Source organism: Chitinimonas violaceus (assembly GCF_052601015.1).
Genome location: NZ_JBQXDJ010000083.1, coordinates 1 through 14779, shown reverse-complemented (window position 1 = coordinate 14779; position 14779 = coordinate 1). Strand labels below are relative to the sequence as shown.

Genomic DNA, 14779 nt, shown 5'->3' with positions numbered 1-14779 from the left:
ACGGGCACTTTCCAGCAGTGGGCGAATGGTTTCAAATTGTTTGCGACTGACGTCGCTGGGGTAAGCGGTTCTCATTGGGCAAGCATCGCCGGTTTGGGGCTAGATGAAAAGACTTTGAACAGGTTCTTAGGATTAGCAACAACAGTTGTGATAAATAACAATACCCCGGTTATAGGAACACATGCAGGTGTAGTAGTCGGCTCTGGAAAAGATGCAGTTCTTTATGATCCCGGTGGAAGTTATCGCAACAAAGATAAAGGCTCTGGAGATGCTTTATATGGGCGCGAAGTCAACCTAGATGATTACATCCGATATCAAAGGAAAGATGGTGAAAATGTCCAGGCCTACACATTCCCTACAACTCCAGAGCAAGAGGCAATAATAAAGGAAAGGATTGAGAACAACGGTTCTCGAGGTCCTGGGTTCTGTGCATCGGATACCAGTAAAGCAATAGATGGAATCGGCCCATTTAAAGGACTTGGCGCCAGCGTTACACCACGAGGCCTCGGCCGAAGCCTAAAGGGGGTTCGTTAATCGTGCAATCAAAACAGAGAATTAGTCTACTGCTAAGTACCTGTATCTCAATAGCTATGACTTTTCTAGTGTGCGGGGAAGAGCTAGAGCGGCGCTTAGGAAATTATCTCTTGACTTATTCAATAGTTTGGGTGACCTCAATATTTGCTCTGCTAGTAATTAGCTTTAAGCTAGTTAGTTCACTCACTTCACTGAAGATAGTCTTTTTAGGTTTATTGATAGGGTACTTCTCATCTACACTGGCCCATCTCTTCTCTGTCGTTCTGGATATATCAGGGATTAGACAAGCTCATAACTCAATTTCAATTAATGAGCTTGCTGTCCCATTTATATTTCCATTCTTAGTACTTAGGGGGTGGATCTTTAGTACATTTTTTATACCCTGCATGCTTGTACTAAACATAAGCAACAAGACGCAATCATAAAATTGTAAAGCAATTTCAAAACCAAGAAACGTTAGGAGAAGCGATTTCTTGTTTAGGTAGGTGCGGGAGCAATCCCCACCGGCTTTTTATTGCCTACAGAGATTGATTCTGTTCAAAGGCATGGTTAGTCATCTCGCCATAACCTCAACAGTATATCGCACCACCATTGTTCTACTTATTACCCTATTCAGCAGCTGATCTATAGGATATTGCAACTGCGAAATCAATCTCGCACCCTCCCTAAGTTTTAACCACTTAACGTAGCAAAGAAGATATTAACCACTATATCATTGACTATGTTATGTCTTACTTCCCCGTGTTTTGGCGATTCCTTTTCGGACCATATCTGCCTCATAAATTGGTACCACAAAATCTACAGTACTCTTAAGCCGAGTCGATAACTGCCAACCTTTTTGTTCTGGTGGTGCGCCATTGATTAAATCAACAACAGCGACATGCTTTCCCCGCTGCTTAGCGTAATTAACCGACGGGATCATATCCGCATCCCCAGATATCAATATCGCAACGTCGTAACATTCATTCAGCGTAACCAAATCAACAGCCAGTGCAGTATCAATGCCCTTCTCTTCAACTTGTCGCTTCAGGAAGTTTATCTTCCAATGACCATTCTCAATAATCTCAACGAAGTTTGTGCTCGAGCGTACCGAGAAATTAAAACGCCTCATTTTCTCAAGCTGTGCTTTCTTACTCTTATACCAATGCCTGGCTTCATCAAAACAATTCGCCCAGGCGAGTTCCCGAATTACTTCCGTTTTCTGATCAGGACTATCTCTCCCCGCGACCGCCAAATATCCTCGGGATAAGTCTTTATTCTCTTCAAAAGATGTTCTCAAATTCGCCTTGACGTTTGGGTCATCAAGCCTGAGTTCATCCATATAACCGACCTGATACCAGAACACCCGCCAAAGTTGTGGCACAGGGTCGCCTCCCCCAATAAATGAGGTTCTCCAAACGTCCACGGTCGAACTGAGAATATATGAGTAGAAGTCCTGGTAGTTTCCAACGTCCACATTCAGTTTGTTGAAGGAACCAATTAAGTTTGGTCCATCTACAAAAATGGCAAATCGCATGAATGTACCTTTGAAATTATTGTTGGCTCCGTGACGATTTCAACTGGCATGGCACACCTTACAAACCGCTATTTCTCACCATCACTGGCTTGCCTGAGTGTAGACCAGTCCAAGTTCTTATCACTGGTAATCACATCAAAGGAACGATAGTGCATGAATTGGCATTTATCTTGCGTAAGAAGATACGTCGCCATCGTGGAGGGTTTTTATGTCTCGTCCCAAGCATCATGTGATCCCTTTCATCACAGCCTATTGCTTGCCCTTGCTTGGCGCCCACCAGGAATTTATTACCACGGGACCAGTCGTAGCCCTACCCTTGACACGATTAGCCTATTGGCAGGTTCGCGTTACTCCGCAATCTTCTTTCGCGCCGTTCTAACTTCCAGGGAAAGTCTTTGATCCATCCTGTTTGTTACGGATCAAGCTCGCTGAAACAGTGTGCTTGTTGCAATGCAGCAAAATTTACTTGACGTTGCTCGTAATTGGCTTAGTATCACATAATTATTATGTTGCATTGCAACACAACCAGCTGAGTAAGCAGATACTTGCGCTATCTCCCTTACCAAGCCGACTGGTCGCCGAATAAGCCCCCTTCATATGGGACTGTACTTATGGGCCCGATGGGTGCTGATCTTGAAAGAAATTGGAAATGATCGAACGTATGCAGAACATGATGCGAGAGGCAACCCGTCTAACAGCCAAAGGGCGACTGTTGGATGCGACCTTGTTGATTCAGCGCAGCTTGCATCTAAGAACAACGCCTTGCTCTAGGCAAACCCCGGCAGTCACTGAGCGTATGCCTATCGAAGGGCTGTACCAGGTTATCGATACGCCTTATGAACAGAACGTAACCATTACCGGCAACATTAAGCCTTCCGTTCCAAATATCCCTCCTGAGAAAGACGTAGAGAGTGGCTTCTTGAATGGCACCTACGGCTGCGCAGCAGGAACACGTGACTACAAACTTTACATCCCTAGTGCCTATCAGGGGCAACCATTGCCCCTGATTGTCATGTTGCATGGCTGCAAGCAGAACCCAGACGACTTTGCTGCGGGTACCCAGATGAACGAAGTAGGCGAGCAGCATCAATGCTTTGTGTTATATCCAGCTCAGTCGAACCAAGCCAACAGTACTAGCTGCTGGAACTGGTTCCGGGAAAGTGACCAACAACGTGGCCGTGGAGAACCCGCCATCATTGCCAACATGACTCAAGAAGTCATGCAACGCTACCGCATAGACAAGACACGTGTATATGTGGCCGGTCTATCGGCTGGTGGCGCCATGGCAGTGGTTATGGGCAAAACCTATCCGGACTTGTATGCAGCTGTAGGCGTTCACTCCGGTATCCCCTATGCAGCCGCAACAGATATTCCCTCTGCGCTTGCCGCTATGCAGCAAGGTTTGGCCAAGCGTTTAAGAAGAGTAAATAAGCAAGCCGTAACAAATACACTACCAACCATCGTGTTCCATGGGGATAGCGATACAACGGTACACCCTCGCAATGGCGATCATGTCATCAAACAGACCAGGGCTGGCTCCAGTAACACAAGTGAGGCTTTCAAATGCTCCTCTTGGCAGGGCTCGGTACCACAAGGACATCATTACACTGTAAGCGTACATCGTAATGAACAGGGCGAGCCCGTAGTGGAGCACTGGGTTGTCCATGGCGGAGGACATGCATGGTCTGGCGGCAGTAAGCAAGGCACATATACCGATTCAATGGGACCCAATGCTAGTCAGGAAATGGTCCGCTTTTTCCTTGAGCATCCAGCAGCATCACGGAAGTAGTCCATCCTTTACACCTATCCCTCGGTGTAGTCACCTCTCGCATATAAGCGCTGCTCTGCGCCCTGCTGACAACTACTCGTGACAGATCCTGAACAAATTTCAAGGTGTGTTTACCGGATTAAGTTTGTGCTTACACCCAAGCCTTTGGATATTGAACGCATCCCGACACATGCTAAACGCAGCATAGTAGTCGTGGATTGAATTGCTGCTTTCGGGTAAATCTACTTGATAAAGGCAGACATACCGCTACCGCGTTGTATGTTGCACAAGCCGGCTGTTCCCGGTGAAATTCCCTACCTTGCTCCACAAGACTTTGGACAAGCTCTAACAGCTAGCTGTGCTCCAAGCATGATTTCCCCTGAGCGCAAAGTCCAGAACTCCCTCGCGTAAATATCGTGTACACCACTTAGCGAGTTCAATTGCCCTCGGCCGTTCACGCTTGGTCTCAATCAGAACGGTGTCTCCTTTCTACCTACGTAGATATTTCTTACGCAGCGTCAGCTCGACAACCGTCCATCCGCCCAAATAATGACATGTGCATATTACATTGACACCAATATGACATTTCCATACGATGCCGCAAATTATTCGAATGTAGGAATATTGTTGTTTACCGTCATACGAATATATCCCGTAAGCGGGTTTTACTGCCGAATAGTCCGTTTTCTTAACCTTTAGTAGGAAGCAACTAACATGCCAAATTCCCTTAAACGCTCAACAATTGCCTGTTTATGGGCTTTGGGCGCGTTAACTTGCAACAGCGCCTTAGCTGACGTCGCACTTCCTAAGAACATAGCTAACAAATCTATTCGGGCCAATGGTGCCAAGCAGGATAAAGCCTCGCAAACTCAGTCCAAAGGCAATACGCCGGTAATGGCAATGGCGTTCACCCGCTGTGATCTGAACACACTGGATAACTACCGTGACTGGGAACTTGTCGAGAAGGTCAAAACTGCTGGCTGCTCTAATGGGCTGTTTGACGTTAACTCTACTCAAGCTGCCATCTTCTTCAACGAATCCCAAATGTTGAAAGTCGCTAGCGAATTCCGCCGAGTCGCTGCTGCTTACGATGGCACCAATAACAGCCACATCAATGAATTGCAGGAATATTTGCGTGCCGGTTATTACTACCAAAGCAACAACAAGACACCAGAGTACAGCAGCACGTTGAAGAACGAGATTCGAGCCGGTTTGGTTGCACTGTTTGCTTCAAGTGGCTCACGCAAAATTTGGTGGGAAAACGGTGACATCCTGGAAAGCGGCTATAAGCTGATCACCCACACCAAGGATTTTGGCTACTTCGTACCAACGATGAAGGCCAAGCTGGCTGAAGCCAGCCCCGAATTCATGCAAAGCGAAAGCACCGCTGGTGCCGTTTTTGAGCTCTTACGATTGTTTAACGGCCTTTACTACTACGACAAAGCCGGTACTGAAATTGTCAAGCGCGACACCAGCTACGCGAACACCGTCTACAACCTGCTGCGCAATAATAAGAATCTGATTGGCACCAAGACCGAGTATGTACTTGGCCAAACCATCAGTGTCCTGGGTGAAATGCTGCAATTCCAGGAGCTTAAGGAGCATGTCCGTCCCTTGATTCGTGACAGTATTGCTGGTTATGGCATGTTCGGACGTGGCGATACCATTTGGTTAAGCGCTGCCAACAAAGTACGTGAGTACGACAACAAAAATTGCAGCAGCTACAACATGTGTGACGCCAAGGAAAAATGGGAGGCAGCTATGCTGACCAGCCGACGCGACTGCGCTCCCAACATCAAGATCCTTTCGCAAGGTTACTCAGATGCTGACTTGGCTCAAGCCTGCCAACTTCTGTCGGAAGAACACAAACTGTTCACCTACTCTTTGTTTGGTGTAGAACCCGGCAAGGCCAATATCATCCCTACCAAGTACAATGCCGGGTTGGAAGTGATCGCCTTCAAAACCAAAGAAGATTACTCCAAGTATGGCTATGCCATCTACGGCATCAACACCGACAATGGTGGCATCACCATGGAAGGCGACCCTTCGCGTCCTGGTAACGTCCAGCACTTCTACGCCTACCACAAAGAAGGCCAGCCGCTGATTTGGAACCTGAAGCACGAATTTATCCATTACATCGACAACATCTACAACATCGAAAACTACGGCAAGGCTTACTTCTCCGGTCAACCCATCGTTTGGTGGATGGAAGGCTTAGGAGAATACTTCTCACTAGAGAACAACAACCCCAGCGCCATTGAAGTCGCCAAGCTCAAGACCTATCCACTCAGCACGATCTTCCGTAACACCTATGATATGGCTGACTACCAGATCCGTTGCTACCGCTGGGGTTATCTAGCTATGCGGTTCATGTTTGAGCGCCATCGTGACGACATCGAACAAGTTGCAGCCGCGCTACGTGCTGGCAATTACGATGAATATGGTCGGATCCTGTTCAACCGTATCGGTACCCGCTACGACAGTGAGTTCAGCAGCTGGCTCGATACCGTCAACAACAGCGGCTCTTTTGCAGGCGCCAGGTATGCCGGCGGTAAGAATAACGCCAAGGGTGATGGTAACGAGAAGCCTATCCCGACCCCAACAGGTAAAACAACTTTTGATCCTGATAAGCAATACCATCACAACGATGTGACCATGTACGACGGCAAGTACTACAGATTGTCCGTACTGACAAATGGCAAACCAAACCCTGGTTATGGCTTGTACGGTAGCACTTGCGCGCCAAGTGGCCCGACCCATCGTAACAGCGATGGACAGACAGTAGGTCAGTGGGTCTTGGACAACGGTGGCACACCGACACCGACACCAACGCCAAGCGGTAGTTTCGATATCTATCAACAATATCGCCACGGTGATCGCGTACAGCTCAATGGCAAGGTCTATAGCTATACCGTAATGATCGATGGAAAGCCTGGTGGCAACTACGCGTTGTACGGTGGAAGCTGTGAACCGACTAACTGTACTAGCTACCGTCCTTTCCGTACCAGCGACAACCGTGTCATGTCGTTCTGGCAAGAAGGTCAGGTTTCTGGCGGCGGTACAACAACCAACGCTGGTACTTTCAGTCGCTTCCAGCAGTATCGCGATCAGGACCAGACCGTATATGAAGGCCGGACCTATCGGTTCACAGTTAAGGTAGATGGACGAAATGCAAACAACTACCCCTTATATGGCGGTAGCTGCATCCCGACCCAGTGCCAGACTTCGACACCGTTTGTTTCCAGCGACGGCCGCTCGACTGCTTACTGGCAGTAAGTAACCATGGGTGATCGGCAACCATGCCGATCACCCTCTTGGCCTGGATTACTACTATTACTATCCATCTGAAATCTGTGTTGAGCAGTCATCAGTATCTAAACCTGATCATGGCTGCTTGACCAGGCTTCCAGGCCAAGGTGTTACACAACCAATTAACACTCTTTCCCGCCTCCCTCTTACTACCTCACATCTTACGCGCCCAACACTGTCCCGCTCGGTGTTACCCGATTTCCCATCTGCCAACTGCACAACTTGAAATGTCGCCCGTAATAGCAGTACGAGCGCACAACGCAGACTCTTACCCACACAAGCTCCTCGCGACACCCGCTGCTGTAGCAGCGTATCCCCTACCTGCTGCCTTACTGGTTTCTCCCCCTCACGCATTTGCCTTCATTATTCACAAATATGACATAACCATATTTTATTGACTTTGGTATGTTTATATCATAAATTTTGCTCGCACTATCCGTACATCACGACATGCATGTTTATTTATGAATGGTTATCTGTGGGGATTAGTACTTCGCCGTTGAATAGCCTGCTTCACCAACGCACATATGGAAAATCTAGGATGCGCACCACTGTTAAACGCTCAACTGTTGCCTGCTTATTGGCCTTGAGTTCTATCACTTGCAATCTCGCTCTCGCTGACGTTGGCCTACCCAAGAACACATCCCGGAAGCCCGTACTTACGGACGGCGCGCACCAAACCCCGACTTCCATAAACCCAAGTCAGGAAGCAATGGCAGCAGCGCCAGCATTGAAGCGCTGTGATCTCAATGAACTAAGCAGATACCGCAACTGGGATCTGGTCGAGAAAGTCAAAGGCACCAATTGTTCCAATTCAATATTTAGCGCCACTCAGGAACAAGCCGCCATTTTCTTCAGCGAACAACAAATGGTGATGGTAGCGAGCGAACTTCGCCGGCTAGCCGCCACTTACGATGGCACCAACAGCACTAACATCTATGGCCTGCAGGAATACCTGAGAGCCGGATACGAAAATCGGAATTTCGATACCACAAACAAGTGGGAATACAGCAGCACGCTACGAAATGAGGTTCGCGCCGCTGTCTGGTCACTGCTCGCTTCCGGCAACTCGAGAAGAGCTGAGGTGGAAAATGGCGATATCATGAGAAGCGCCTATCAGCTGATTAAGGTCAGCAAGGACTTCGCTTATTTCTTACCCACGATCAAGTCCAAACTCTTGGAAACCAGAAGCGACTTTTTACAGAAAATTAGTACCGCAAACGCTACCAATGAATCACTAAGACTATTTGCCAGCCTTTACTACTACGACAAGGCTGCTACCGAGACTATCAAACGCGATAAAAGCTATGCCGATGCGATCTACAACCTGGTTCGCAACAACACAAGCCTTATCGGTACAGACAAGGAATTTTTGCTAGGGACTGCTACTGAGGTCCTGGGCGACATGATGCAATTCCCGGAATTAAAGGGCTACGTCAGTAGTCAGATTCGCTCTCTGGCTTCCAGCTACAACATGTTTGGCCGTGGCGACACGATCTGGCTGGGCGCTGCACGCATGGTACAACAGCACGACAGTGCAAACTGCAGCAGCTACAACATGTGCGATGCCAAGGGGAAATGGGAAGCCGCAGTGCTGACCAGCCGACGCAACTGCTCACCTAACATCAAAATCCTTTCGCAAGGATACTCAGACTCCGATCTCGCCGAAGCCTGCCGTCAGGTATTGGAAGAACACAGGTCATTCACCAGGTCCATGTTCAACCTGGAACCTGACCAAGCCAATATCATTCCCACCAAATTTAACGCCGGCCTGGAAATCATCGCCTTCAAGACCAAGAACGATTACAGCAAGTATGGTGGTGCGATCTATAACATCGACACCAACAATGGCGGTATCACCATTGAAGGCGACCCCACTACACCTGGGAATGTTCAGCACTTCTATGCCTATCACAAAGAAGGCTTTCCGCTGATTTGGAACCTGAAGCACGAGTTCATCCATTACATCGATGGCATCTACAATCTCAAGGATTACGCTGCGGCTTACGCCACCAATCACCTCATATGGTGGCAAGAAGGCGTAGCGGAATACTTCTCGTACGAGAACAACTATGCCGAGGCCGTTGCAATCGCCAAACAGAAAACCTATTCGCTCAGCACCATTTTCCAGAACGCCTATGGAAATCAAGACCGTGTTTACAAATGGGGTTATCTAGGCGTGCGCTTTATGTTTGAACGCCACCGCGCTGATATTGAGAAGTTGCTATCAGCACTACGGGCAGGCAACCATGACGAGTACATCAGAATCCTGCGTAACGAAATCAGCTACCGCTATGACACCGAGTTCAGAAACTGGCTCGATACTGTCAGCACCGGTGGTACCTTTGCCGGTAAATACTACGGTGGCGGGCAGAATAATGCCAAGGGCAATGGCAACGAAAAGTCTGGCCCCTCAGGCAAGACCGACCTAAACCCGAAAAAGGCCTATTTCGATAACGACGAGATCTGGTTCAACGGTAAGCGTTACCGACTCGTTGTCCGCACTGATGGGAAGGCTGACAGTAAGCACCATGTATACGGCGACTCCTGTATTCCAGGAATAAAGACCTACAGTACCAAAGACGGACGCGTTGTAGCACACTGGGAAGAAACCAATGGTGGCACAACACCGACCACACCAACCACGCCCACCACACCGACGAAGCCAACACCCACTACGCCGACCACACCAACTACACCATCCAGCGGTACGTTCGATAAGAACACACAATACCGCCATGGTGACCAAGTGACCTACAACGGCAGGGCCTATACCTACAGCGTTATCGTTGATGGCCAGTCCGCTACCAACTACCCAATATATGGCAGCATCTGTGCACCAGTTGCCTGTACCAGCTACAGCCCTTTCCGAAACAGCGATGGGCGTGTCCAATCGTACTGGCAGGAAGGTAGGGTTGCAGGCGGCGGTACCTCAACCGGTGGTGGCACAACGTCAGGCTCAGATACCTTCAACATCCATCAACAGTATCGCGACCAGGACCAAGCCGTATTCGGCGGCAGGACCTATCGCCTTACGGTTAAGGTAGATGGGCGGAACGTAAACAACTTCCCCCTGTATGGTGGAACTTGTGCTCCGGCCAGCTGCCATGCCTCGGCACCGTTCGTTTCTAACGATCGTCGCTCGACAGCCTACTGGCAGTAATCAATATGGGTGATCGGCAGCCATGTCGGTCACCCTGTTGGCTTGGACTACTGCTACCTGTCTGAAATCTCTGTTGAGCAGTCATCAGTATCCAAACCGATCATGGCTGCTTGACCAGACCAGCAAGCCAAGCGTGTTACTTACCGCGAAACCTCCTTTCTCATTGCCCTATCACGCATCTCATATATCCAAACACTATCCGTTCTGCGTTACCTGACGCCCTACTTGTCAATCGCACTCCCAGTGAAGCGTTCGTAACGGAAGTACAAGCACACGGATGCAGAACCTTCTACCTGTTCGCCACGGCATCCATTGCTGTATTGGCATAACCACCTAACACAGTCTTTCTGGTCTTCCCCTCGAGAAGACGCTTCATTAATTTTCACGACCATGACAAAGCCATATGTTATTGACATAAATACTCTAATGTCATAAATTTTGCTGGCGATATCTGAATTACATGATATGCGTATTTACAAATGAATGGCTCTTGGTAGGGATTGGTACTTCGCCGTTGAATCGCCTGCTTCACGAACGCTTATAGGAAACTTTAGGATGCGAACCACTGTTAAACGCTCAACTGTTGCCTGCTTACTGGCTCTGGGCTCTATTTCTTGCAATCTTGCCTTGGCTGACGTCGGTTTCCCCGAAGACACACTCCGAAAGCCCGGGGTTGCAATTGAAAAGCAAAACTCCGTAACCCATAGCCAGGATGCAATGGCAGAGGCAGATGTCAAACGCTGTGACCTCAATGAACTCAGCAGGTACCAAAATTGGGAACTGGTTGAGAAAGTCAAAACCAGTGACTGTTCTCAGGAAATTTTCAGCCCCACCCCCGCACAAGCATCCATCCTCTTTAACGAAGCACAAATGTTGAAGGTGGCCAGCGAATACCGCCGGCAAACTGCCACGTACAACGGAACGAATGTCAGCCATATCTATGAACTTCAGGAATACTTGCGTGCAGGGTATTTCTACTATCAAAACGAGAAGACACCGAAGTACAGCAATACGTTGAAGATTGAAATCCGTACCGGTTTGGTCTCACTACTGGGGTCGAATGACTCGCGTAAGGTTGCACCGGAAAATGGCCGTATTCTGAATGGCGCCTATAAGCTGATCACCCATACCCAGGACTATGCCTACTTCTTACCAACGCTGAAGGCCAAGCTGGCTGGAGCGACTCCCGAATTTTTACAAAGCGAACACACTGCAGAAACCACTCACTGGCTAGTCAGGTTGTTTTTTGACTTGGCCAATAGCAAAGACAACGCCGGCATTGATATCATCAAGCGCGACATCTCCTACGCCAAGGCTATCAATACGCTGCTTCGCAACAATAAAAATCTGATTGGCACCGAGAACAATTACGTACTTGTCTCAGCCATAGACGCTCTGGGAAACATGTTGAAGATCAAGGAACTGCAGGACCCTGTCCGCCCCTTGATTCTTGACAGCGTTGCTGGCTATGGCGTATCCGGACGTGGCGACACCCTTTGGCTAACTGCCGCCGGCAATGTACTCAAGTATGACAAAAAGAATTGCAGCAGCTACAACATGTGCGATGTCAAAGCAAAATGGGAAGCAGCAACGCTAACCAGCCGACGTGACTGCGCACCCAATATCAAAATCCTTTCGCAAGGGTACTCTGCTGCCGACCTGGCTCAGGCATGCAAACTGATACTGGATGAGCACAAGCTGTTCACCCAATCCATGTTTGGTTTGGAACCCAGCAAGGCCAATATCGTCCCCACCAAGTACAACGCTGGCTTGGAAATCATCGCCTTCAAGACCAAGAAAGACTATTCCACATACGGTTATTCCGTCTACGGCATCGACACCAACAATGGCGGCATGCAAATGGAAGGCGATCCTACGCGCTCAGGTAATGTTCAGCACTTCTACGCCTACCATAAAGAAGGCCAGCCATTAATTTGGAACCTGAAGCACGAATTTATCCATTACATCGACAACATTTACAACATTGAGAACCGCAGCAAGCTTATGTCATCCGGCCACCCCTCCGTATGGTGGGCGGAGGGCTTGGCAGAATACGTTGCATACGAGAACAACTATCAAGATGCCATAAAAGTTGCCAAGCTGAAAACCTACACACTCAGCGATATCTTTAAACACACTTACAGTATGAGCGACTATTTTGGCCGCGCTTATACGTGGGGGTATTTAGGGGTGCGGTTTATGTTTGAGCGTCATCGTGATGACGTCGAACGAGTTGTCGCCGCCATGCGTGCTGGCAAATACGATGAATATGGTCGAATCCTGTTCAACCAGATCGGTACCCGTTACGACAGCGAGTTCACCAGCTGGCTCGACACAGTTAGCGCTGGGGGTAATTTCGCGGGCGCCAGATATGCTGGTGGTAAGAATAATGTCAAGGGTATTGATAATGAAAAACCAGCACCCACGGGTAAAACCACTTTCGACCCTGATGAACAGTACCGCCATAACGATGTAACCATGTATGACGGCAAGTACTACAGATTGTCCTTGCTGACCGATGGAAAACCAAGCCCCGCCACCAGCTACCTATATGGTAGTCATTGTGCACCGACCGGCCCAGCCTATCGTAATAGCGATGGCAGAGTCGTAGGTCAGTGGATACTGGACAATGGTGGCAAACCTACACCTACACCTACACCTACACCTACACCTACACCTACACCTACACCTACACCTACACCTACACCTACACCTACGCCAACGCCAACGCCAACGCCAACGCCAACGCCAACGCCAACGCCAACGCCAAGCAGCAATTTTGATATCTATCGGCAATATCGGCACGGTGACCGCGTACAATTCAACGGTAAAACCTACAGCTACACCATATTGGTCGACGGGCAACCCGGGGGAAATCGCGCGTTATATGGTGGAACCTGTGAACCGGTCAAATGCACCAGCTACCGTCCCTTCCAATTCGATTCCGGCCGCATTCAGGCTTTCTGGCAGGAAGGTCAAGTCTCGGACACCTTCAGCCGCTACCAGCAGTATCGTGATCAGGACCAAACTGTGTACGAAGGTAGAACCTATCGTTTGACGGTGAAGGTTGATGGGAAGAACGCAAATAACCAACCTTTATACGGTGGTAGCTGCATCCCCAACCAGTGCCGGACTTCGACACCGTTCATCAACAGCGACGGCCGCACAACAGCCTATTGGCAGTAGGTCAGCCAGGTTGATCAGCTTGCAGACGTAGCAACTGCTCAACCTTCTACCACTCCTTGGCCTGGCACTTTCCAGGTCAAGGGGTCTCCTCTCCTCGCAGCACCTCTCTCGATCCGCCGCATTGGCTTACCCACTCAAGCCATGCACCAGTTCCCTACACACGACTTCGATCTGGCAAACGAGCTGTTATTTGGCCAACGCCACTACAGGGCCAAGCCGAATCAGCCACATGTCGGGTACCGCCCCCAACCGTAGCGGCAAGATGCTGGTACCAACACCCGCCCCCACAATTAAAGTCCGGCCATTTTCGCGGATAAGACCGCAGACATAACGGTCGCCGTAATCAGACATGGTGGCAATGGCACCAACTATAGGTAACCGGATCTGGCCGCAATGCGTATGGCCCGCCAGCATCAAACCAATATCGTCCGGCACATTTGGAAAAGGGTCTGGGCTATGGCGGAGCAAGATGCGCGCGCCGGGCAAACCACGCACTGCCGTAATGGTTGCTGGTAAATCCGCCTGGCCGGTAAAAGCATCGTCAAGCCCACCAATTGCAAGTGGGCCCGACACTGCGGCTTGATTGTCGAGCACACGCACACCCGCAGCCTTCAATGCCTCATGCGCCTCAACCGTACCACGCCAGTGGTCGTGATTCCCCATTACTGCAAAGGTACCCAAGCGTGGCTTAAGCTCTGCCAATGGCGCCACACCTTCATGCATCGGATAGTAACGGGTGGCGGTTCTCTTATCACTGATAAAGTCGCCCGCAATCAGCACAATATCCGGCTGCAATTTGTTGATTTGCGCCACGATGCGTACCAATCGATCAGGCGGCATATCCGGCCCTGCTACATGAATGTCGGAAATCAACAATGCCGTAATTGGGGGCTCGCCCTTTGGCCAACCAGCAAGCGCCACCACCGCCTCACGAACTACCGGGTCTGCAATCGCGGTCCAATAAGCCCAACCACCTACGCTTAAACCAAGCGCAACCAGAACCCCTAATAAACGTATCAACCGCATCGTTATTCTTCTAAGAACCTGTTCGAAGTCTGCTACGCGTCAGCAATATGTCGTTGAAAACACCTTCAGAAAACTCATTTACCACTCGCAAACTCCGATTTCTCAGCTACTTCCGCCTTTTCTCGCCCTCGCTCGCGAGACTTTGAACAAGTTCTTAGGGTCTGTTGACGTTTTGACTTCGGTATATTGAAGAAGCGCAGCAAACCCGCAGAATTACGGTTCCTATACCAATCACCCTGCGGGTTTGCTATGCCCCGATTGATGCTCAGTGACGAGC

General features: G+C 49.4%; 7 protein-coding genes. 5 read left to right on the top strand and 2 right to left on the bottom strand.

Features of this window, described 5'->3' with window-relative positions:
* Positions 1–534, top strand: a 534-nt coding sequence (locus tag ACUHMQ_RS18420) for a hypothetical protein (protein ID WP_445296921.1), incomplete at its 5' end; no start/stop codon positions are given.
* Between the two features lie 724 nt (positions 535–1258).
* On the opposite strand, the gene ACUHMQ_RS18415 is transcribed toward ACUHMQ_RS18420, so the two are convergent.
* The gene (locus ACUHMQ_RS18415) at positions 1259–2050 is read right to left on the bottom strand and encodes an NYN domain-containing protein (RefSeq protein ID WP_445296920.1); all 792 of its coding nucleotides are present in this window, start codon (positions 2048–2050) and stop codon (positions 1259–1261) included.
* Positions 2051–2699: 649 nt separating this feature from the next.
* On the opposite strand from ACUHMQ_RS18415, the gene ACUHMQ_RS18410 reads away from it, so the two are divergent.
* From ACUHMQ_RS18410 to ACUHMQ_RS18395, 4 genes are all read left to right on the top strand, one after another.
* A complete protein-coding gene (locus ACUHMQ_RS18410; protein WP_445296919.1) occupies positions 2700–3839 on the top strand; it encodes an extracellular catalytic domain type 1 short-chain-length polyhydroxyalkanoate depolymerase in 1140 nt (379 codons plus the stop codon).
* A 693-nt stretch (positions 3840–4532) separates the two neighbouring features.
* A complete protein-coding gene (locus ACUHMQ_RS18405; RefSeq protein WP_445296918.1) occupies positions 4533–7094 on the top strand; it encodes a collagenase in 2562 nt (853 codons plus the stop codon).
* A gap of 745 nt (positions 7095–7839) precedes the next feature.
* A complete protein-coding gene (locus ACUHMQ_RS18400) occupies positions 7840–10290 on the top strand; it encodes a collagenase (protein ID WP_445296917.1) in 2451 nt (816 codons plus the stop codon).
* A gap of 555 nt (positions 10291–10845) precedes the next feature.
* Positions 10846–13476, top strand: coding sequence for a collagenase (locus tag ACUHMQ_RS18395; RefSeq protein ID WP_445296916.1), 2631 nt, complete (start codon positions 10846–10848; stop codon positions 13474–13476).
* 186 nt (positions 13477–13662) lie between these two features.
* Here ACUHMQ_RS18395 and ACUHMQ_RS18390 read toward each other — a convergent pair whose 3' ends face one another.
* Complete coding sequence (locus tag ACUHMQ_RS18390) at positions 13663–14502, bottom strand: metallophosphoesterase (protein ID WP_445296915.1); 840 nt, start codon at positions 14500–14502, stop codon at positions 13663–13665.
* Positions 14503–14779 lie beyond the last annotated feature (277 nt).